Origin of the sequence: Pseudomonas sp. FW305-28 (assembly GCF_017351395.1) — a bacterium.
GTDB classification, from domain to species: domain Bacteria; phylum Pseudomonadota; class Gammaproteobacteria; order Pseudomonadales; family Pseudomonadaceae; genus Aquipseudomonas; species Aquipseudomonas fluorescens_AA.
This window is the reverse complement of sequence record NZ_JACNDD010000124.1, coordinates 1-19,668: the sequence shown is the minus strand read 5'-3', so window position 1 is coordinate 19,668 and position 19,668 is coordinate 1. Positions and strand designations below refer to the sequence as shown.

Sequence of the window (19,668 nt, the reverse complement as noted above, 5' to 3'; positions counted from 1 at the left end):
CCCAATGTGGGAGCGAGCTTGCTCGCCATAGGGCCAGCCCAGCCAACGCAAATCCCTAGCGCAACCCATCCCGAAACTGCCCCGGCGTCATCCCGGTCCAGCGCTTGAAGGCGCGGCTGAAGCTGCTGGTATCGGCGAAGCCCAGCAGGTAGCTGACTTCGCTCAGCGAGCATTGGGGATCGCGCAGGTGCAGCAGCGCCAGGTTTTCCCGGCATTCGTTGAGCAGTGCGTCGAAGCGGCAGCCTTCGTCGGCCAGATGCCGTTGCAGGCTGCGCAGGCTCAGGTGCATGGCCTGGGCGATGCGTTCGGCGCTGGGCTCGCCTTCGGGCAGTTGGGCCTCGATGGCCGCACGCACCTTGCGCTCCCAGGTCATAGGCTTGAGCTGTGCGAGGGTGCGTTCGAGCACCGTTTCATTGTGCTCGGCCAGTTCGGGGTTGGCGTCGTCCAGGTGGCTGTCGAAGTCGCTGAGGTTGAACTCCAGGCAATCCTGGGCGGCGCCGAAATGCACCGGCGAGCGAAACACTTTGTGCCATGGGCTGGGGTCCGCCGGTTCCGGGCGGCGCAGGTACACCGCCAGTGGTGCGTAATCACGGCCGAGGCGGTTGCGACAGGTGCGCACGTAAATCGCCGCGAACGCATCGATGGCTTCAAAGGCCGGTGCCGGACTGCCCTGGGGCACATCGAGATTGAAGCGGTAGCGGTCTTCGCCGCGGCTCAGTTGCAGGGTCAGTGCATCGCTGACCACCGGGTGATAGCGCACGATCCGCTCGAACACTTCCCGCAGGCTGCCGCTGGCCACCAGGGCATAACCCAGTGCGTGAAACGTGGTGGGGCTGACGAAGCGCGACACCCGCAGGCCGATGGCCGGGTCGCCGCTGGCCTGCACGGCCAATGTCCACAGGCGCGTGGTGGCCGAGAGCGGGTAACGGGCGTTCGGGTCGTCCATCCATTGCGGGTCGAGACCCGCCTCGACGCACAGGGCATGGCTGTCCAGGCCCAATGCATCGAGCTGCTTGCGCAGGGCGCGGGTCCAACTGGCGAGGGAGGTCGGTTCCGTCATGACGATTGGCGCTTGCAGTCAACAGGTTGGCGTTTACGGCTACCACCCCATGGGACAACGCCCGGCAGGATGAGCACATCTCTAATAGAGGATGTAAGCCATGCACGGCACTTGCGCAAGCCCCGAGCGATTGAATGCACAACAACGAGCGGCCCATATTCGCCAGGTGGTCCTGGCCCGGGGCGAGGAGTTGCGCCAGTGTTATCCGATCCTGCGCCACCAGGATGCGTTGGGCGCGGGCATCCTGGCACTGGCCCTGGCTGGGATGATCGGTTCGGCGCTGCTCTACATCAACGGTTACCTGGCCGGGTGGGCGTGCCTGTTGCTCAACGGGTTTTTCGCGTCCCTGACCCACGAGCTGGAACACGACCTGATCCACAGCATGTATTTCCGCAAGCAGCGCCTGCCCCACAACCTGATGATGGGGCTGGTGTGGCTGGCGCGGCCGAGCACGATCAACCCGTGGATCCGTCGCCACCTGCACCTCAACCATCACAAGGTGTCCGGCAGCGAGGCCGACATGGAGGAGCGGGCGATCACCAACGGTGAACCCTGGGGGCTGGCGCGGTTGCTGATGGTGGGCGACAACGTGATGTCGGCCTTCATCCGCCTGCTGCGGGCCAAGACCTGGGTGCACAAGCGCAGCATCCTCAAGCGCACGCTGAAGGTTTATTTCCCGCTGGCGTTGCTGCACTGGGGCGCCTGGTATGTGTTCCTCGGTTTCCACGGGGCCAACGGTGTCGCCAGTCTGCTGGGAACTTCAATTGACTGGTCGGCCACCACGCTGGCGACGATGCAGGTGATCGACATCGCGGCGGTGGTGATCATCGGGCCGAACGTGTTGCGCACCTTTTGCCTGCATTTCGTCAGTTCGAACATGCACTACTACGGCGACATCGAGCCGGGCAACGTCATCCAGCAAACCCAGGTGCTCAATCCCTGGTGGTTGTGGCCGTTGCAGGCGTTCTGCTTCAACTTCGGCAGCAGCCATGGGATTCATCATTTCGTGGTGAAGGAACCGTTCTACATTCGCCAACTGACGGTGCCGGTGGCTCACAAGGTGATGCGGGAGATGGGCGTGCGGTTCAATGACTTCGGCACGTTCGGGCGGGCGAATCGGTTTGTGCGCCAGGAAGGTGTGGTGCGGGAGGAAGGGGATACGGTTCGGGTTTGAAGTTAACCCATCCGAAGGGCCAGAACAGAACCTGTGGCGAGGGAGCTTGCTCCCGCTGGGCTGCGCAGCAGCCCCAAAAACGGGCCGCTTCGCGTCCAGCGGGAGCAAGCGCCCTCGCCACGGGGAACGGGTGACGCTTAGAACTGGTAACTCACCGTCGCCGCCACATTGCGCTCTTCGCCCATGTAGCAATAGCTCAGGCTCGCGCACGAGGCGACGTAGCTTTCGTTCGTCAGGTTGTTCGCGTTCAGGCGCACGTCCACGCCCTTCAAGCCGACCTTGCCCAGGTCATACCCCACTGAGGCATCGAACAACGTGTAGGACGGCACCTTCATGGTGTTCTCCGCATCGGCCCAGCTATAGCCGACATAGCGCACGCCGCCACCCAGGCGCAGGCCATCGAGGGCGCCGCTGTCGAACTTGTAGTCCGCCCAGACCGAGGCCATGTGGCGAGGGGCCTGGGTCGGTGAGTTGCCCTTGTTTTCGATGATGTCGGTGGGCGTGCTGAGGGTGCTGACCATCGATTTCGAATATTCGATGTCGGTGAAGGTGTAGCTGCCCAGCACTTTGAATTGTTCGGTCAACTGCAGGTGCGCTTCCAGCTCCAGGCCCTGGGAGCGCACGGCACCGATGGCGCGGTAGAAGTTGTCCTGGGGCAGTTTGGTCGCCAGGTTTTCCTGGTCGATACGGAACAGCGAGGCGGTGTACAAATCATCCGTGCCCGGCGGCTGATACTTCAACCCCAGTTCCCATTGTTTGCCATCGGTCGGCGGCAGCGGGTTGCCGGCGCTGTCGGCATAGGAGTTCGGGTTGAACGACTCGGAGTAGCTGATGTACGGCGCCAGGCCATTGTCGAACAGGTACAGCGCCCCGGCACGGCCAGTGAGCTTGGTGCGTTTGTCGTTGATCTCGGTGCCTTCCGGACGACCGAACTCAGCGATGCGGTTCTCATCCGAGGTTTGCACCCAGTCTTGGCGCAGGCCGAGGGAGAAGCGCCACTTGTCCATTTCGATCAGGTCTTGCAGGTAGACGCCGGTCTGCTCCAGGCGCCGCAGGTAGCTGGTGGGGCTGAAGTAGGTGATGGCCGAGTTGCCGTAGACCGGGTCGAAGGCGTTGATCGGCGCCAGGCTGCCGCTGGTCCAGTCGACCACGGTTTTGCGTCGCTGGTAGTCGGCGCCCATCAGTACGGTGTGCTTGGTCGCGCCAGTGAAGAATTCAGCCTGCAGCATGTTGTCGACGATGAACGAATGGAGCTTTTCTTCGGCGCCGGTGTAGTAGCGGTTCAGCTCGTTGCTGGTGGGCGTGGTCCAGTCGTAGGCATAGACCTGATCGTTCTTGACCTCGGAATCCAGGTAACGGAAGTTCTGCCGGGCGGTGAAGACATCGTTGAAGCGGTGTTCGAATTGGTAGCCGAACGACTGCTGGTCACGCTCATAGCGGTCGATGCCGGGTTCGCCTTCGAAGAAGTGCTCGGAAATCCGTCGACCGTTGCGCTGATGCAAGGTGCCGTCGGCCGGCATGCCACCGTGGTAGCCGCCGTCGGGGTCATGCTGCAGGTAGGCTTGCAGGGTCAGCGAGGTGTCCTCGCTGAAGTCGATGTTCACCGTGGGTGCGAGGGCGAAGCGTTTTTCCTTGTTGTGGTCGAACTGGGTGTCGGAGCTGTCCGCCAGGCCGATCAGGCGATAGGTGATGCGTTTTTCGTCATCCACCGGGCCGCTGAAGTCGAAGCCCATGCCGCGCTGGCCCTGGGTGCCGACCGTGGCCTGGATCTGGTGATAGGCCTCGTACAGCGGCTTCTTGCTGGTCAGCGCCACCAGGCCGCCCGGCGAACTGCGGCCGTAGAGCACCGAGGACGGGCCCTTGAGAATGTCGACCCGCTCGAGGAAGTACGGATCGACCTGCATGGAGCTGTAGGTGCCGCTGTCGCCCATGGACTTGAGGCCGTCGAGGTAGATGTTATCCACCGAGCCGTCGTTGAAGCCGCGCATCGCCACATAGTCGTAGCGGTGGGTGGCGCCGTAGGGGTTGGTCAGCACGCCGGGGGTGTAGCGCATGGCCTGGGATACGGTTTGCGCGCCCTGGTCATCCATTTGTTCGCGGGTGACCACCGACACGCTCTGGGAGGTTTCCCGCAGGGCGGTACTGGTCTTGGTGGCGACCTGGCTATGGGTGGCGTTGTAGCCTTCCATGCTGCCCAAGGCGTTACCCAGGGCGAAGCCCTTGATGTCGGTGGTCGGCAATTCCAGTGTGCTGCCAGCGGTCTCGGTTTGCAGCACGTAGCTGCTGCCATCCTGGCTGACGGCAACCAGTCCTGAGCCGCTGAGCAACTGGCTCAGGGCCTGGTCGGGCGAATACTCGCCCTTGAGCCCCGGGGACTGGACGCCGCCGGTTTGCGCCGGGGTGCTTGCCAGGGTGATCCCGGCCTGGCGGGCGAACTGGTTCAACACATCGCTCAATGGGCCGGGGGCAATGTTGTAGCTCTGACGGCTGGCGGTGACGCCGTTTGGTGCGGCCACCGCGAGCATCGGCACGACGCTGACCCCCAGCGCCGTGGAGAACAGCGCGGCGTGAATCGCCTGGCGCAACAGGCCCGGTTGCGAAGAGAAGCCGAAGGGGTTCTTGAGAGGTACGCGCTCAGTCATTGTAGGTTCCGTAGGAGTCGCTGAAGGCAGATAAGGGGTGCTTACTGTCCTAGCCGGACGCCGGCCTGAAACCCGCCAAAAAAAAATCAAGCCAGGCGTTCCACCGTGATCCACCAACGGGTTCGATAGCGCAGTTGTACCGGGAGCGTGCGGGGCAGGACGGCCAGCAATTTGTCGGTGTCCTCCAAGCGGAACACCCCCGACAGGCGCAGGTCGGCGATCGACGCCGCGCAGTGCAGATAGCCCGGGCGGTAGCGTCCTACTTCATTGAGGAAGTCTTCCAGGCGCATGTTGCGTGTGACGATCAAACCGTCGGCCCAGGCGCCTGCATCCATGTCCAGCGGCGGTGCCAGGGCCGCTGTCGATGCAGTGATCAGATAGCTTTGCCCGGCCTCGACCTGGATGGGCGTGCCATCGCTGTTGGGGTGCGAACGGATGACGACTTGTCCGCTGGTGACGCTCAAGCGCGTGCAGTCGATGTCCTGGCGCACGACGAAGCGCCCCTCCAGCCCTTCGAACAGGCCATGCCGGCTTTTCACCAGCAGCGGCCGCCCCGGGTCGCGGCCACAGGTGACCATGATTTCACCGCGGGCCAGGGTAATCAGGCGCTGCCGGGCGCTGAAGTCCAGGTTGGCGGCGCTGTGGGTATTGAGTTCGAGCCGCGTGCCGTCCGGCAACTGGAAACCTCGGCGTTCACCGGTGGCGGTGGCGAAATCGGCATTCCATGCTTGCCAGCCCAGGTCCTTGCCCAGCCATGCCGCGCCGCTCACCACGGCGATGCCCGACAGCAACTTCAGGGCCTGGCGACGACTGAGGCGTTGGGCACTGTTCTCCAGGGTGTCCAGGGCGACATGGGCACCGGGCACCGCCCGCAGGTTCGAGGTCAATTCGCTGTGCAGCGATTGCACCCGTTGCCAGGCCAGTTCGTGTTCAGGGTGGGCGGCGCGCCAGGTGTCGCACTGTTGGCGCAGGGTCGGGTGAGCGGTGTGATTGCGCAGGCGCAGCAGCCAGTTGATCGCCTGCCTGACCACCTGTTGCGACGGGCCTTTGCGGCGGCTCTGCAAGTGATCCGCCGGCTCAGCTTTCATAGCGCAACACATAGCAGTGGTACAGCGCATCGGCGACGTAGCGCTCCACCGAGCGCAACGAAATGCCCATCTGTTCGGCGATCTGCTTGTACGTCAGGCCTTCGCACTGGGCCAACAGAAAGGCCCTGCGCACTTTCGGCTTGAGGCCTTCGAGCATCCTGGCAATGGCTTCGAGCAGTTCCAGGATCAAGGCCTGGGCTTCAGCGCCAGGGGTTTGGGCTGGCGGCAGGTGAGCGATGGTTTCCAGGTAGGCGCGTTCGATTTCCGCTCGCCGCCAATGGTCGATCACCAGGCCTTGGGCGATGGTGCGCAAAAAGGCGCGTGGGGTACTAAGCTCCAGGCGTTCGCTTCGCTGCAACAGGCGCACGAAGGTGTCCTGGGCCAGGTCCGCTGCGTCGGCGGCATTGCCCAGCCGGGTGCGCAGCCACGTATTGAGCCAGCCGTGATGCCGGCTGTAGAGCGCCTGTACTGCAAACTCGGGAGATGACATGGACGCGACGGCCTGGATGCTACAAATGATAATAGGTCGCATTGTCATCATCGCCTGGCGAATTTGCAACCACCGTTCGCCCGCCTTGTCCTCCCGTCGCCTATTTCTTCGAATCCCTAATTATTTGTACAGGCTTGCCGACAGACTGATATGCGTGCACCAAAGTGGAGCGAAGTGACAACCGCCCGCGCTGTTATATGGAACGTTGCAATCTGGAATGCACCCCCACTCCTTGCATAAGAAGCCCCCTCGATGAATCTAAAGTTCAGCCACAAAATCCTTCTCGCCGCCTCTGGTGTGGTGGTTCTGGCTTTTGCCCTGTTCACGCTCTACAACGATTATTTGCAGCGCAACACCATTGGCAGCAGCCTTGAGTCGTCCATCGAGCAATCCGGCGACCTGACAGCCAGCAGCATCCAGAACTGGATGAGTGGCCGGATACTGGTGTTGGAAAACCTGGCGCAAAACATCGCGCATCAGGGGACCACTGCCGATTTGCCGGGGCTGGTCGACCAACCGGCGCTGACGTCGAATTTCCAGTTCACTTATGTAGGCCAGGCCAACGGTGTCTTCACCCAACGGCCTGACGCAAAAATGCCTGACGGCTACGACCCGCGTCAGCGCCCTTGGTACAAACAGGCGGTGACCGCCGATAAAACCATGCTGACCCCGCCTTATCTGGCGGCGGTGGGTGGCCTGGTGGTGACCGTTGCCCTGCCGGTGAAGCACAACGGCGAACTGCTCGGCGTGGTGGGCGGTGACTTGAGCCTGGAAACCCTGGTGAAAATCATCAACTCCGTGGACTTCGGTGGTATCGGCCATGCGTTCCTGGTGAGCGGCGACGGTCAGGTGATCGTCAGCCCGGATAAAGACCAAGTGATGAAGAACCTCAAGGACATCTACCCCGGCACCCCGGTGCGCATTGGCAAGGGTATCCAGGAGGTTGAGCTGAATGGGAAGGACCGCATTCTTTCGTTCACCCAGGTGGCGGGCCTGCCGAATGCCGAGTGGTACATCGGCCTGTCGATCGACAAGGCCAAGGCCTATGCGCCGTTGAGCCAGTTCCGTACGTCGGCGTTGATCGCGATGTTCGTCGCGGTGGCGGCCATTGCGTTGTTGCTGAGCATGCTGATCCAGGTATTGATGCGCCCGTTGACCACCATGGGTCGCGCCATGCAGGACATCGCCCAGGGCGAAGGCGATCTGACCCGACGCCTGGTGGTGCAGGGCAGGGATGAGTTCGCGGTGCTGGGTGGTTCGTTCAACCAGTTCGTGGAGCGGATTCATGCGTCGATCTCGGAAGTGTCTTCCGCTACCCGCCAGGTGCATGACCTGTCGCAGCGGGTGATGACTTCGTCCAACGCTTCGCTCGTCGGCTCGGATGAGCAGAGTGCGCGCACCAACAGCGTGGCCGCGGCCATCAACCAGTTGGGCGCCGCGACCCAGGAAATCGCGCGCAATGCCGCCGATGCCTCGCAGCATGCCAGCGGTGCCAGCGAACAGGCCGATGACGGTCGCCAGGTGGTGGAAAAAACCATCCAGGCCATGACCGAGCTGTCGCAGAAGATCAGCCTCTCGTGCACCCAGATCGAAACCCTGAACGCCAGTACCGACAACATCGGGCACATCCTGGACGTGATCAAGGGCATCTCCCAGCAAACCAACCTGCTGGCCTTGAACGCTGCCATCGAAGCGGCCCGTGCCGGTGAAGCCGGCCGCGGTTTTGCGGTGGTGGCCGATGAAGTGCGCAACCTGGCGCACCGTACCCAGGAGTCGGCGGAAGAAATCCACAAGATGATCACCTCGCTGCAAGTCGGCTCCCGTGAAGCGGTCACCACGATGAACGCCAGCCAGACCTCCAGCGAAGAAAGCGTGGAAGTGGCCAACCAGGCCGGCCTGCGGTTGGTCAGCGTGACGCAGCGCATTGGTGAGATCGACGGCATGAACCAGTCGGTGGCCGCCGCGACCGAAGAACAGACCGCCGTGGTCGAAACCCTCAACATGGACGTCAGCCACATCAACCTGCTGAACCAGCAAAGCGTGGCCAACCTCAATGAAACCCTGAAGGATTGCGATGCCTTGTCCCAACAGGCCAATCGACTGAAACAACTGGTGGACAGCTTCAAGATCTGACCCCAGCCGCAAGCCGAGCCACCGCCATCACCGATACAGGTCCACCGCCATCGCGAGCAAGCTCGCTCCCACAGGGGATTGTTGGTGAGCCTGGGTCTTGAGTTCACGCCAACTCAATGTGGGAGCGAGCTTGCTCGCGATGACGGCAGTCCAGCCACCGTCACCGATACAGGTCCACCGCCATCGCGAACAAGCTCGGCTCCCACACTGGAATGAGTGGTGGACACAAACCCTGTCTCCACCCGAGAACCCTTGTGGGAGCGAGCTTGCTCGCGATGGCGGCGGTACAGCCACCATCACCGCCAACAGACCCGCCGCTTTCGCGAGCAAGCTCGCTCCCACAAGGGGCTGGTGCTTACTTGAACATCTCCTGCACATTCCCCATCGCCTCATCGGCGAAGCCCTGGAGGAAATCCCTGAAGCCCGACGGGGTGTGGGCGTCGGTGTGGTCGGCGATGATGGTCCAGGTGGCGCGGCATCGGTTGTCCGCCAGGGGGGCGATGCGCATGGCCGCCCACAGGTTGTCGATGCCCAGGGTGTTGTAGATCAGCGTCCAGGTCATGTGCATGGCCTGGTCGTCACGGCTGTTGAGCTGTTCCACCACCAGGTTCTGCCCATCGCGGAAGAATTTCTTGCGCAGGGACCTCACGCCTTCGCCGGTCATTTCGATGTGCTCCAGCGCCGGGATGAAGCGGTTGAATCCGCCAAAATCACCCACCACGTCCCAGACGCGCGCCGCGTCGGCCGTGACCTCGACCGAGGTTTCGACCTGGCAGGCGTGGGGGTTTTTGATCAGGGTGTCGGGTTGCAATGCATTCATGGTCTTGCTCCTTGCTTTGGGTTGAGGGTGTTTCAAATGAAGTCGATGGCCTTGAGGTAGTCGGCGCCGCGACGTAGCAGGGCCGGGGACTTTTCCGGATAGCTGGCGCCCATCTGCCGCACGCCGGCGCGGGCGTTGTCGTGGCTGATCAGCGAGATGTCGCCGATGTCTTCCTCGAAGCCGTTGAGGTAGAAACCCAGCACGCCAAACAACGCATTGTCGGCATCGACCCGCGCCAGTTGCCGTTGCCACTCGGCGACGCTCACCAGCGAAAATTCCCGGCCGCTGTCGCGGAACGACGCGACGTAAGCGTCCCAGCTCAAAGGCTGCGGGTTGTGCAGGTTGAACACCGCTTGGGTGGGCTGGTAGCGGCTGGCGTGGAAGGCGATGAAGCGGGCCAGGAAATCCACCGGCATCAGGTCGAAATTGAGCGACAGGTCTGGCACCTGGCCGAGCTGGATCGAGCCCTTGAGCATCAGCATCAAGCGATTCTTGTGGGGCTGGCAGACCCCGGTCAGGCTGTTGAAGCTGATGTTGCCGGGGCGGAACAGGTTGACCCACACCCCGCGATCGCGGGCCCGTTGCAGGATCCGTTCGCCGACCCATTTGGACAGGTTGTAGCCGTTCTTGATGTAGATCGGCGGCGTCTCGGCGGCAGGCTGTTCCAGCACCTGGCCATCGGCATCCAAAGCACTGGAGGCGGACAGCGTGGAGACGAAATTGAAGATTTTCTTGCTGCGCCCTTCACACAGGCGCAGGCACTCGAAAATCGGCTCGACGTTGTCCCGTGCCAACGACGCGTAGTCGAGTACATGGTTGACGTGGGCGGCGTTGTGCACCAGCGCGCCGAACGTGCTATCGATGCGGGCATAGACGTCGTCCGGCAAACCCAATTGCGGTTGAGTGATGTCGGCGGCGTACACGCTGACGCGGTCCAGGTCCAGGTGGGTCAGGTGATTGTCCCGCAGGGCCTGGGAGAAACGTTCGGCCGCGCTGTGTTCGGCGCTCCCGCGCACCAGGCACGCGACTTCCGTGGCGCCCCAGGCCAGCAGCGCTTCGACGATGTGCACGCCGAGAAAGCTGTTGGCGCCGGTCACCACCACCTTGTGCACATCGCCGCACTGGCTGATGGGCAGCGGATCGAGGTTGAGCTCGGCCTCGGCATCGATGAAGGCCTGGGGGCTGAGAGTCGATGCGCTGCTGTGCTCCGGGTCGTCCAGCAACTTCGCCAAGGTCGTCAGCGTCGGCGCTTCGATGAAGCGGTTGATCGACAGGCTACGGCCGAACACCTGGCGGATGCTCAGCAGCAGGCGCGACAGCAGGATCGAGTGCCCGCCAAGGTTGAAGAAGCTCTCGTCGGTGGCGATGTCGTCGACCGGCAATTCAAGCAGCTCGGCCCACAGTTGCTGCAGTTGTGTTTCCAGGGCGTTCTGCGGTTGGCGCCGTTGGCCGTCGACGTGCACCTGCACCGCCATGGCGAGCAATGCCCGGCGATCGACCTTGCCGTTGCTGGTGTAGGGCAGGCTGGGCAATTCGACGTAGGCCGCCGGGTGCATGTAGCTGGGCAAGCTGTTCTGCACGTGCTCGCGCAGCGCCTGGAGGGCTGCGCCGGGGGGCGTCTGTTCGGAGTGAACCAGGAACGCCAGGATCCGCCGCTTTTCATCGACCCCCACCGCCACCTGGCGAAACAGCTGGCTGTCGCGCAGGCAGTGCTCGATTTCCTCGGGCTCGACCCGAAAACCGCGGATCTTCACCTGGTTATCGCGGCGGCCACACAGTTCGATGCCGTTGTCGGTCCACTGGCCGATATCGCCGGTGCGATAGACCCGCAGCGCTTGCCCGGTGGGCAGCGCCAGGTCGAGGTAACGCGTCGCGGTCAGCGCCGGGTCGTTCAGATAGCCGAGGCCGACGCCCGGGCCGGCGATGTACAACTCGCCGGGGACACCTTGGGGAACCGGTTGCAACTGTTCGTCCAGGATCAGGACCCGGCCATTGGCGATGGGCACGCCGAGGTTGCGGTTGTTGTCGCCGACACCGAACTGGCGTGTGGTCGCCAGCACCGTGGTTTCGGTCGGGCCGTAGATGTTGTGGAACCGGCATTGGGGCGCGAGCTGTTCGATCACGAACGGCTCGCAGACATCGCCCCCGGTGATCAGGTGCGTCAGGCCCAGCGGCGCATCCAGGGGCATGACGCTCAGCAGCGCAGGCGGCAGAAAGGCGTGGCTGACGTGTTGCTGGTGAATCAACGCGACCAATTGCTGCGGGTCGCGGCGCTGGTCTTCGCTGGGCACCACCAGCAGGGCGCCGTGGATGAAGGTCGGCAGGATATCCAGCAGCGACGCGTCAAAGTTGATGGTGGAAAACTGCAACGCCCGGCTGTCGCGCTGCAACCCGACGTAGTCGCCGTACCAGGCACAGAAATGGCTGAGATTGCGGTGGCTGAGCAACACGCCTTTGGGTTGACCGGTGGTGCCGGAGGTGTAGATCGCCACGGCCGGCTCGTCGATGTTCACCACGCGCCGGATCAGCGAGGCCGGGATGCCCGGTTTGAGCGCTGGCAGTTGATGGACATTCAGCGTTGGCAGCGAGAGGTCGCCGAGGTCGCTGTTGCCGTCGTGCAGCAGCAGGTCCGCCCGGGCATTCTCCAGGATAAAGCGTCGACGTTGCGCCGGGTGTTGCGGGTCCAGCGGCAGGTACACCGCGCCGCAACCCAGCACCGCGAGGATCGCCGCGTATAGGTGTGCGGATTTGGGCAGGCACACACCGATCACCTTGTGGGAGGAAGACCTGTGGGAGGAAGGCTTGCCCCCGATGAACGCTGACGCGGTTTGGTTGAGAACCTCGGTGTCTTCATCGCGGGCAAGCCTTGCTCCCACAGGTTCAGTGCTCTCTGCCCCCACAGGTTCAGCTCTCCCGGCTCCTACAGGTCCGGCGCTTTGCAGTGTTTCCAGCATCGGCTGTTGCATCCCCAGCGCCAGGCGGCGCAAGGATTTGTAGTCGATGAGTTGTCCATCGACCCACAAGGCCGGTTGCGTGGCGTCATCGAGCAGGCGCTGTTCGATGCTGTGCATCACCGGCACGTCGGCGGCGGCCAGCAGCCAGGGCACCGCCGGCCGATTGAGGCCGTGCTCGAAGGCCAGCGGCTCCAGCGCATCGAGCCCGAGCAGGGGCGGGTCGATCGCGTCAGCGTGGACCGTTGGCCAGTGATCGAAACAGGTTTCGTCCCGGGATAACTGGCTGACCAGCCGTGCGCCGGTCTCGACCAGCGTCGCCAGCGTACGCAGGCGCAAGGACTGGCCATTGCCATCGCGTTGCGGCGCGATCACTTCCTGGCACAACAGCCGCTGCGCACCGTCGCGGAAAACCAGCACCGGTTGCGGCAATGTCTCACCGGGCAGCGTGCACAGGGCCACGCGGATCTGGAGGCATGAACGGGCTTCAATGGCTTGCGGTGTTGTCCCGTCGTCGATCAACAGGTCGACCGCGTCGTGACCGGCCGGCGAGTGCCGAACCACTGCGTGGCCGTGCAGCTCCAGTTCCCGGGCCAGTTCGGTCATGGCCTGGCTGGTGCCAGGCACTGCAATGTCGAGGCGTCTCATCGAAAGGTCCTCATGGGGTCAGGTAATCGGCAAGGGCGTCGCGTACGCAGGGGGACGCGAGCATCGAGCTGCCGCGGAAAAAGCGCGTGATGTTGCCCACCAACGGGTGAAAGCGATTGATGGGGTACGCCAGCGCACTGGCGTCTTCACGCAGCGACTGGCGTACCGATTCGTCGACGGGCAGGTGCGCGATCAGCTCGAAGTCGAACGCTTGTTGCAGGTCGCTCGCCAGGTACTGAGCGATGAAACCGGGCATCAAGCGCGCGATCGCCGCGCGATCCTCTTCGGGTGCGGTGCGCCAGTAGATCTGTACCAGTCGCGTCCAGAAACCGGAGTGCCGGCCCTCGTCGAGCAAGTGGTCGGCCATCAACCCCTTGATCGAGGCCTTGACCGAATCGTCCCGGGCGAAGGCGGCCACTTCGTTGGTCACGGTGTTCTCGGCAATGGCGATGCAGATCAGCTCCACGGCGCTGAGCAAATGCTCCGGCGCTCGGGCCAGGGTCGCCGGTATGGCGCGGCTGAGTTCGATCTGCCCCGGCAACGGGATGGGATCGATGCCGGTCATGTCGATGGTCTGCTGCATGAAGTCCATCGCCACCAGCGCGTGGTAATCCTCGTCCACCACCACGGTCATCGCGTCGTAGCGGCAGGCGAACGGGAATTCGATGCCGAAGCGGTTCTTGGCGATGCGCCGGGCGGTGTGGTCCACCAGTTCGGTCTCGAAAATCACCACGTCGTTGATGAACTTGTAGAGGCTCTGCACCAGCACAAAGTCGCGCAGTTGCGCACAGTGGCTGAGGAAGGTCTGGCTGTGCACCAGCGGTTGGCGGCTCATGGGGAAGATCAGCTTGTCGTCGTCTTCGACCCGGCGCCGTGGCCGAGTACGGATCGTGGCGCGGCTTTCCCAGGCGTCGGCGAAGGATTGGTAGGGGATGGCGTTCATGGCATCACCTGCGCAACCGGTTGGGTCATGCTCTGGCGCAGGCCGTCCCACAAGGCGGCACGGCTGTGGACGGCGGCGAGTGCGGCGGCCAGGACTTCGGTTTCGCGCTGCGGGTCGCCATCGATCAGCCGTGCCAGCAGTTTTTCTGCCGCCGGCCCGTGGTCTTCGGAATCGACTTCGATGTGCCGTTGCAGGTAGTAACGAAAGGTCGGTGCCTGATCCAGGCCAATGCCCCAGGCGTCCAACATGCGCTGGAACATCTGCGGGATGACACTCTCGCGACCGTGCACGAAGGCGGCGGCCACGCTGTGGGCCGGGGCATGCAGGGCGGTGTGCAAGGTCTGGCGGACGAACCGTGCCGCCGCCGGTTCGACCTCGACACTGTCCAGCGCGGTCTCGGGGCTGACGCCTTCTTGCTGCAGGGTGATGAACTGCTCGATGGCGCGGGTATCGGCGCCGATTTCCCGCATGGCGTCCAGGTACAGTTCGAAATGGCTGCAATAGCCGGCACCCGGGCGGTCATCCGACTCTTCCCCCAGCACGATCTCATTGATCAAGCGGGCCGCGTGAGGGTCGGCCGGCGGCAGCCAGGGCAGGTGGACACAGGTGAGTTCGCGTTGCAGTCGCTTGGTCAGCGACATGAAGTCCCAGACGGCAAAGACATGGCTTTCCATAAAACGGCGCAACAGATCGATTGATGTAATCTCGGAAAAAACCGGGTGTTGGCCAAGTTCGTGTTTTTTGAGAGATAGTTGTTCTTTGGATGGCTGCATTGGAACGTCCTCATCAATGATTTTTTGTCCGGAAGGTGGCTCGTTAGTTAGTGAAGACGAGCGGGTGCCTGAACCGAAATCCATGAATTGCCAAAGTGGCTTAGGTATTCTCTTTTAATCGTGCTTCCGGCTTGCGATGCCCTGGTTTGCTTGGGTTTTAGCAAGTTGGAAGGACCGCCAGTAACGCGGCGAATAAAAAACTAATACACGGAACAAGTAAGCGGCAAGTACTTTTTTAATTATTTAAAGTGGGTGTTTTATTGGGCGCGAAGAGGGCTTTTAAAACTTTTAATATAAGTTTTATTGAGGCGAAGAAGCTCCTTCCGATTTAGGAGTATCAGAATCGAATAGTTCGAGTGAATGCCTCACTCGGAGCACTTCAGGGATCGGGGAATAAGGAAGTTTTATGTTATGGGCAGGACGTCGGTCGGACATCCGATCATCCCGCCGGTTGGACGACGCTCCTTGCGTATTGGCTTCGATTCGCCTGGCCTCAGCCAGGCGTTGACTTCTTCAGGTCTGTTTTGAATCGACAAGCGCAAGAGTGAGCCCAAATCGATGGCAGTGCCATTGAACTGATGGGGCGACGAGCCGCGGCCACGGCCAGGCCGCGCCGCGCTGGCGACAAATGAGTCGGAAGGATATGTAAGAAATTTTTACGCCGGACGGAGCGCCGACGTGGGATCACAGCTTCGACGACTGTTCCAAGTACCGGCGCATGGTGACAGAGGCTTTTTCCAGGTGCAGTTCCAGCAACACGATCGCGTTATCGATGTCTTTGGCCCGTGCGGCCTCGAGCAGCGCGCGATGATCGTCCTGGCTCAACTTGCCCAGGCCCATGGACGACAGATGAAAGCGCAGGAAGCGCTCTTCTTCATTGAGCTCGCGCTCGATCAGGTCCAGCAGCTTGCCGTTGGGTGCCTTGTGATAAAGCGACATGTGGAACAGCCGGTTGAGCTTGCCGATCTCGGCGTGCTCGGTTTCCGTTTCCAGTTGTTCGATGTATTGGGCGGCCAGTTCCAGGTCGCTGTCATCGAGCAAGGGGATGGACAGGCGCAAGGCGAAAGACTCCAGGACCGAACGCAGGGCGTAGGTTTCTACCGCATTGTTGGTGATCAAAGGCGCCACGACGGCGCCCTTGTGCTGAACCACATTGAGCAGCGACTGCGCTTCGAGCTGGCGCAACGCCTCGCGCACCGGCATGCGGCTCACGCCGAACAGGTCGGCCAGCTCCTGCTGGCGCAGGGCGGTACCGCAAGGCAAGCGTCCATCAAGGATGGCCTCGCGCAGAGACTCTTCGATGATCGAGCGTGCCTGGTCAGCGGGAATGGGACCGTTGATCTGGATAGTGCTAAGCGGTTTGGGCTTCTGTGTCACGACAACGCACCCTGATTGGTAGTAAAAATTGGATCCAGGCTCACGTTAGTCACAGGTTGGCGAGCCGTCAAAGTCTCTCGTCCGGAGGTTCCTGAACTAAAGTTTAGTCTGCCTGCGGTGATTGCACCTTGCCATTGTCTTTTAGTGGGCCAGGCGTCACCATCCAACGAATTTCCAACGACCCTTTTCGGACGTATTTCCCTTGGCTGCACCGTTCCCTGTCCTCAGGTCCTTGCGCTGGCTGTGTTCGGCATTGTTGCTGGCCGGCCTGATGCTGGGCGGCCTGCAGGCCGACTGGGACTTTGCGCAGATCAGCCGGCGGGCGCAAGCGTTATATGGTCCGCTGGGGGAAGGACAGCAACGGATCGACGCGTGGCAGCAATTGCTGGCGACCCAGAAACAGATCCCGGAACTGGAACAGCTCAAGGTGGTGAACCTGTTTTTCAACAAACAGGTGCGCTACGTGGAAGACATCGACCTGTGGCGTGAAGTCGACTATTGGGAAACGCCGATCCAGGCCCTGTGGAAGGGCGCCGGCGATTGTGAAGACTACGCCATCGCCAAGTATTTCAGCCTGCGCCATCTCGGGGTGTCCAGTGACAAGCTGCGCATCACTTACGTCAAGGCCTTGCGGCAGAACCGTGCCCACATGGTGCTCACCTATTACGCCACCCCCGAGGCGATGCCGCTGGTACTCGACAGCCTGATCGACGGGATCCTGCCGGCCAGCCAGCGAACCGACTTGCTCCCGGTCTACTCTTTCAATGCCGAAGGGCTGTGGCTGCCGGGCGCCAAGGGCAACAAGAAAGTGGGTGACACCAAGCGCCTGTCCCGGTGGCAGGATGTGTTGAAAAAAATGCAGGCCGAAGGTTTTCCGGTCGAGACGACTAACTAGGAGCGCGCGCTCAGATGTCCTTGTTCAAACAGCTGTTGATCGCTATCTGTCTGTTCCTGGTGGTTGCCTTCAGCGGCAGCTTCATGGTCAGCCTGGAGAGCTCGCGGGCCCAGTACGTCAACCAGTTGCGCTCCCATGCCCAGGACGCGGCCACGGCGCTGGCGCTCTCGCTGACGCCGAACATCGACGATCCGGCGATGGTGGAACTGATGGTCAGTTCGATCTTCGACAGCGGCTACTACGCCAGCATCCGCGTGGTCGACGTGGCCACCGACAAGACCCTGGTCGAGCGCACCGGCACGCCGGACGCCGGCAGTGTGCCGCAATGGTTCGTCAAGCTGATCGGCCTGGAACCGGCCGGTGGCGACGCCATTGTCAGCCGCGGCTGGGAGCAGGCGGCGCGGGTCGAAGTGATCAGCCACCCGATGTTCGCCCTCGCCAAGCTGTGGCAGAGCGCGTTGGGCAGCCTGGGTTGGTTGTTGCTGTGTGGCGCCGTGAGCGCGGTGCTGGGGGCCTTGCTGCTGCGTCGCCAGCTCAAGCCGCTGGACTACATGGTGCATCAGTCCCATGCCATTGCCCGACGTGAGTTCCTGAGCCTGCCGGAGTTGCCCCGTACGCCGGAGTTGCGGCGGGTGGTGCAGGCGATGAACCAGATGGTCGAGAAGCTCAAGGCGCTGTTCCAGGAGCAGGCCGAGCGTAGCGAGAAACTGCGGGTCGAGTCCTACCAGGACACCCTCACGGGCCTGGCCAACCGGCGCTATTTCGAAATGCAGCTCAATGCCCGGGTGAGTAACCCGGAGCAGGCCAGTTCCGGTTATCTGCTGTTGCTGCGGGTCAAGGACCTGGCCGGTTTGAACCAGCGGTTGGGCGGGCAGCGCACTGACCAGTTGTTGATAGCGGTGGGTGAGCAATTGCAGCGTGAGTGCGCCCGCTACCCGGAAACCCTCAACCTGGTCACGCGTATTCGCGGCGGCGAGTTCGCGGTGCTGGCTCCCGGGCTGGTGCGCGAGGAGGCGCTGCAACTGGCGCAGAACCTCGAAGCAGCCCTGGCGAGCCTGCATGCCACTGGCGCAACTGACGTGGCTTCGGTGGCCTCTATCGGGTTGGCGCCGTTTGTCCACGGCGACTCGCCACAAGCGGTGCTCCAGCTTGCCGACCAGGCCCTGGCCCAGGCCGAAAGCCAGGGTGAACCCGGCTGGGCCTGCCTGGACCACAGCCTGGCGGCCAGTGTCGGCGACGATCACCATGCCTGGCACACCTTGCTCGACCAGGCTTTGAGTCATCAGCGCTTCGAGCTGTACTTCCAGCCGGTGGTGGCCGCCCAGGACACCCAGGTGGTGCTGCATTACAAAGTGTTGTCGCGGCTGTTGGACGAGCAGGGCCAGACCATCCCCGCCGGGCGTTTCCTGCCCTGGCTGGAGCGTTTCGGCTGGACCGCACGCCTGGACCGTTTGATGCTCGAACAAGTGCTCAGGCAAATGGCCGGGCATGAACAGTCCCTGGCGTTGAACCTGTCTTCGGCGACCTTGGCCGATCCTCAGGCGCTGAACAAGATCTTTGAGATCCTGCGGGCCCATTCCAACCTTGGGTCGCGCTTGACCCTGGAGATTGGTGAAGAGCAATTGCCGGAGCAGGCCGTGCTGGAGCAGTTGACCCGGCGTTTGCGCGAACTTGGTTTCTCCTTGAGCCTGCAGCGTTTTGGTGGGCGCTTCAGCATGATCGGCAACTTGTCGCGGCTGGGGTTGGCTTACTTGAAAATCGATGGCAGTTATATCCGCGCCATTGATCAGGAAAGTGACAAGCGTTTGTTCATCGAGGCTATTCAGCGTGCTGCTCACAGTATCGATTTACCGTTGATTGCCGAACGGGTTGAGACGGAGGGGGAGTTGGCGGTGATTCGGGAGATGGGGTTGTTTGGGGTGCAGGGGCAGTTGGTTGGGGAGCCTCGGCGTTGGGGGTGAGGTTTGTTGACGAGGTGGCCTGGTAGCCGGCCTGGATGTTGTTGACCGAGTACATATCCGTTCTTTTCGTAACGGCGACTTATGGTTCCGCCCTTACGGCGGCTCACTTTTGAGAAGCGCAAAAGTAAGCAAAACGCTTTATGCCCCACCACTCGGCACCTCGCTTAGGCTCGGTGTGCCCTCACTCCGGCATTGCTCCGTGGGCCCGCCGCGAAGGGCCATCCATGGCCCAGCGCGGCTATCCCGGCATCCATGCCGGGATGCCCACTGCGCAATGCCTGCGTTCGGCCAGCGTGGTTAACGGGGCGCCGAGATCAACGTCCACCGCGAGGCGGCCTTATAGCCGACCTGGTTCTTGATGGGGACCGCGTTTCCCCTGTGGGAGCGGGCTTGCTCGCGAAGGCGGCGGTACATTCAGCATTGATGCAAGCAGACCCACCGCTATCGCGAGCAAGCTCGGCTCCCACAGGAATTGGCGGTGGACGCTGATCTTGTAAACGACCAAAAAGCCATGTGGGAGCGAGCCTGCTCGCGAAGGCGGCGGCACATTCAGCATTGATGCAAGCAGACCCACCGCCATCGCGAGCAAGCTTGGCTCCCACAGGAATTGGCGGTGGACGCTGATCTTGTAAACGACCCAAAACCCATGTGGGAGCGAGCCTGCTCGCGAAGACGGCGGTACATTCAGCATTGATGCAAGCAGACCCACCGCC

Annotated in this window: 13 protein-coding genes; 4 read left to right on the top strand and 9 right to left on the bottom strand. The window is 62.3% G+C overall.

Going from position 1 to position 19,668, the window contains the following annotated elements; all coding sequences use genetic code 11:
* Positions 1-55: 55 nt before the first annotated feature.
* Positions 56-1,060 carry an AraC family transcriptional regulator gene (locus J4E53_RS23420; protein ID WP_060739756.1) on the bottom strand — a complete coding sequence of 335 codons (1,005 nt, stop codon included), beginning with the start codon at positions 1,058-1,060 and terminating at the stop codon, positions 56-58.
* Between the two features lie 100 nt (positions 1,061-1,160).
* Here J4E53_RS23420 and J4E53_RS23415 point away from each other — a divergent pair, with 100 nt between their 5' ends.
* Entirely contained in the window at positions 1,161-2,234 is a 1,074-nt protein-coding gene (locus J4E53_RS23415) for a fatty acid desaturase (protein ID WP_103309791.1), read from the top strand.
* 137 nt (positions 2,235-2,371) lie between these two features.
* Here the strand turns inward: J4E53_RS23415 and J4E53_RS23410 are convergent, their stop codons facing one another.
* From J4E53_RS23410 to J4E53_RS23400, 3 genes are all read right to left on the bottom strand, one after another.
* The gene (locus tag J4E53_RS23410; RefSeq protein WP_103309790.1) at positions 2,372-4,876 is read right to left on the bottom strand and encodes a TonB-dependent siderophore receptor; all 2,505 of its coding nucleotides are present in this window, start codon (positions 4,874-4,876) and stop codon (positions 2,372-2,374) included.
* A gap of 86 nt (positions 4,877-4,962) precedes the next feature.
* Complete coding sequence (locus J4E53_RS23405) at positions 4,963-5,964, bottom strand: FecR domain-containing protein (RefSeq protein WP_103309789.1); 1,002 nt, start codon at positions 5,962-5,964, stop codon at positions 4,963-4,965.
* Positions 5,954-6,454, bottom strand: coding sequence for a sigma-70 family RNA polymerase sigma factor (locus J4E53_RS23400; protein WP_060739752.1), 501 nt, complete (start codon positions 6,452-6,454; stop codon positions 5,954-5,956). The genes J4E53_RS23405 and J4E53_RS23400 overlap by 11 nt, the downstream gene beginning before the upstream one ends.
* Positions 6,455-6,706: 252 nt before the next feature.
* Between J4E53_RS23400 and J4E53_RS23395 the strand changes: the two genes are divergently transcribed.
* Positions 6,707-8,587 (top strand): methyl-accepting chemotaxis protein, encoded by a 1,881-nt coding sequence (locus tag J4E53_RS23395; RefSeq protein WP_103309787.1) that lies wholly within the window; start codon positions 6,707-6,709, stop codon positions 8,585-8,587.
* A 355-nt stretch (positions 8,588-8,942) separates the two neighbouring features.
* Here the strand turns inward: J4E53_RS23395 and J4E53_RS23390 are convergent, their stop codons facing one another.
* The 5 genes from J4E53_RS23390 to J4E53_RS23370 form a co-directional block, all read right to left on the bottom strand.
* Complete coding sequence (locus tag J4E53_RS23390) at positions 8,943-9,407, bottom strand: SRPBCC family protein (protein WP_103309785.1); 465 nt, start codon at positions 9,405-9,407, stop codon at positions 8,943-8,945.
* A gap of 32 nt (positions 9,408-9,439) precedes the next feature.
* Positions 9,440-13,006 carry a non-ribosomal peptide synthetase gene (locus J4E53_RS23385; protein ID WP_103309784.1) on the bottom strand — a complete coding sequence of 1,189 codons (3,567 nt, stop codon included), beginning with the start codon at positions 13,004-13,006 and terminating at the stop codon, positions 9,440-9,442.
* 10 nt (positions 13,007-13,016) lie between these two features.
* Positions 13,017-13,949: a diiron oxygenase gene (locus J4E53_RS23380; protein ID WP_092204953.1), complete on the bottom strand. Its 933-nt coding sequence runs from the start codon at positions 13,947-13,949 to the stop codon at positions 13,017-13,019.
* On the bottom strand, positions 13,946-14,722 hold the full coding sequence (locus J4E53_RS23375) for a DUF3050 domain-containing protein (RefSeq protein ID WP_092204952.1): 777 nt from the start codon (positions 14,720-14,722) through the stop codon (positions 13,946-13,948). The genes J4E53_RS23380 and J4E53_RS23375 overlap by 4 nt, the downstream gene beginning before the upstream one ends.
* A gap of 684 nt (positions 14,723-15,406) precedes the next feature.
* A complete protein-coding gene (locus J4E53_RS23370; RefSeq protein WP_060739746.1) occupies positions 15,407-16,099 on the bottom strand; it encodes a GntR family transcriptional regulator in 693 nt (230 codons plus the stop codon).
* Positions 16,100-16,370: 271 nt separating this feature from the next.
* Here J4E53_RS23370 and lapG point away from each other — a divergent pair, with 271 nt between their 5' ends.
* Together lapG and lapD are read left to right on the top strand one after the other, a co-directional pair.
* Positions 16,371-16,994, top strand: a complete 624-nt coding sequence (gene lapG, locus J4E53_RS23365; protein ID WP_371856198.1) for a cysteine protease LapG — start codon at positions 16,371-16,373, stop codon at positions 16,992-16,994.
* 14 nt (positions 16,995-17,008) lie between these two features.
* Positions 17,009-18,955 (top strand): cyclic di-GMP receptor LapD, encoded by a 1,947-nt coding sequence (lapD, locus tag J4E53_RS23360; RefSeq protein WP_060739745.1) that lies wholly within the window; start codon positions 17,009-17,011, stop codon positions 18,953-18,955.
* The last annotated feature ends 713 nt before the right edge of the window (positions 18,956-19,668 follow it).

Bases quoted from the DNA above. Each gene is read 5' to 3' on its own strand.
- J4E53_RS23410 (WP_103309790.1), bottom strand. From the start codon at position 4,876: ATGACTGAGCGCGTACCTCTCAAGAACCCCTTCGGCTTCTCTTCGCAA.
- J4E53_RS23375 (WP_092204952.1), bottom strand. From the start codon at position 14,722: ATGCAGCCATCCAAAGAACAACTATCTCTCAAAAAACACGAACTTGGC.
- lapD (WP_060739745.1), top strand. From the start codon at position 17,009: ATGTCCTTGTTCAAACAGCTGTTGATCGCTATCTGTCTGTTCCTGGTG.
- J4E53_RS23415 (WP_103309791.1), top strand. From the start codon at position 1,161: ATGCACGGCACTTGCGCAAGCCCCGAGCGATTGAATGCACAACAACGA.
- lapG (WP_371856198.1), top strand. From the start codon at position 16,371: ATGCTGGGCGGCCTGCAGGCCGACTGGGACTTTGCGCAGATCAGCCGG.
- J4E53_RS23395 (WP_103309787.1), top strand. From the start codon at position 6,707: ATGAATCTAAAGTTCAGCCACAAAATCCTTCTCGCCGCCTCTGGTGTG.
- J4E53_RS23420 (WP_060739756.1), bottom strand. From the start codon at position 1,060: ATGACGGAACCGACCTCCCTCGCCAGTTGGACCCGCGCCCTGCGCAAG.
- J4E53_RS23390 (WP_103309785.1), bottom strand. From the start codon at position 9,407: ATGAATGCATTGCAACCCGACACCCTGATCAAAAACCCCCACGCCTGC.
- J4E53_RS23400 (WP_060739752.1), bottom strand. From the start codon at position 6,454: ATGTCATCTCCCGAGTTTGCAGTACAGGCGCTCTACAGCCGGCATCAC.
- J4E53_RS23380 (WP_092204953.1), bottom strand. From the start codon at position 13,949: ATGAACGCCATCCCCTACCAATCCTTCGCCGACGCCTGGGAAAGCCGC.
- J4E53_RS23385 (WP_103309784.1), bottom strand. From the start codon at position 13,006: ATGAGACGCCTCGACATTGCAGTGCCTGGCACCAGCCAGGCCATGACC.
- J4E53_RS23405 (WP_103309789.1), bottom strand. From the start codon at position 5,964: ATGAAAGCTGAGCCGGCGGATCACTTGCAGAGCCGCCGCAAAGGCCCG.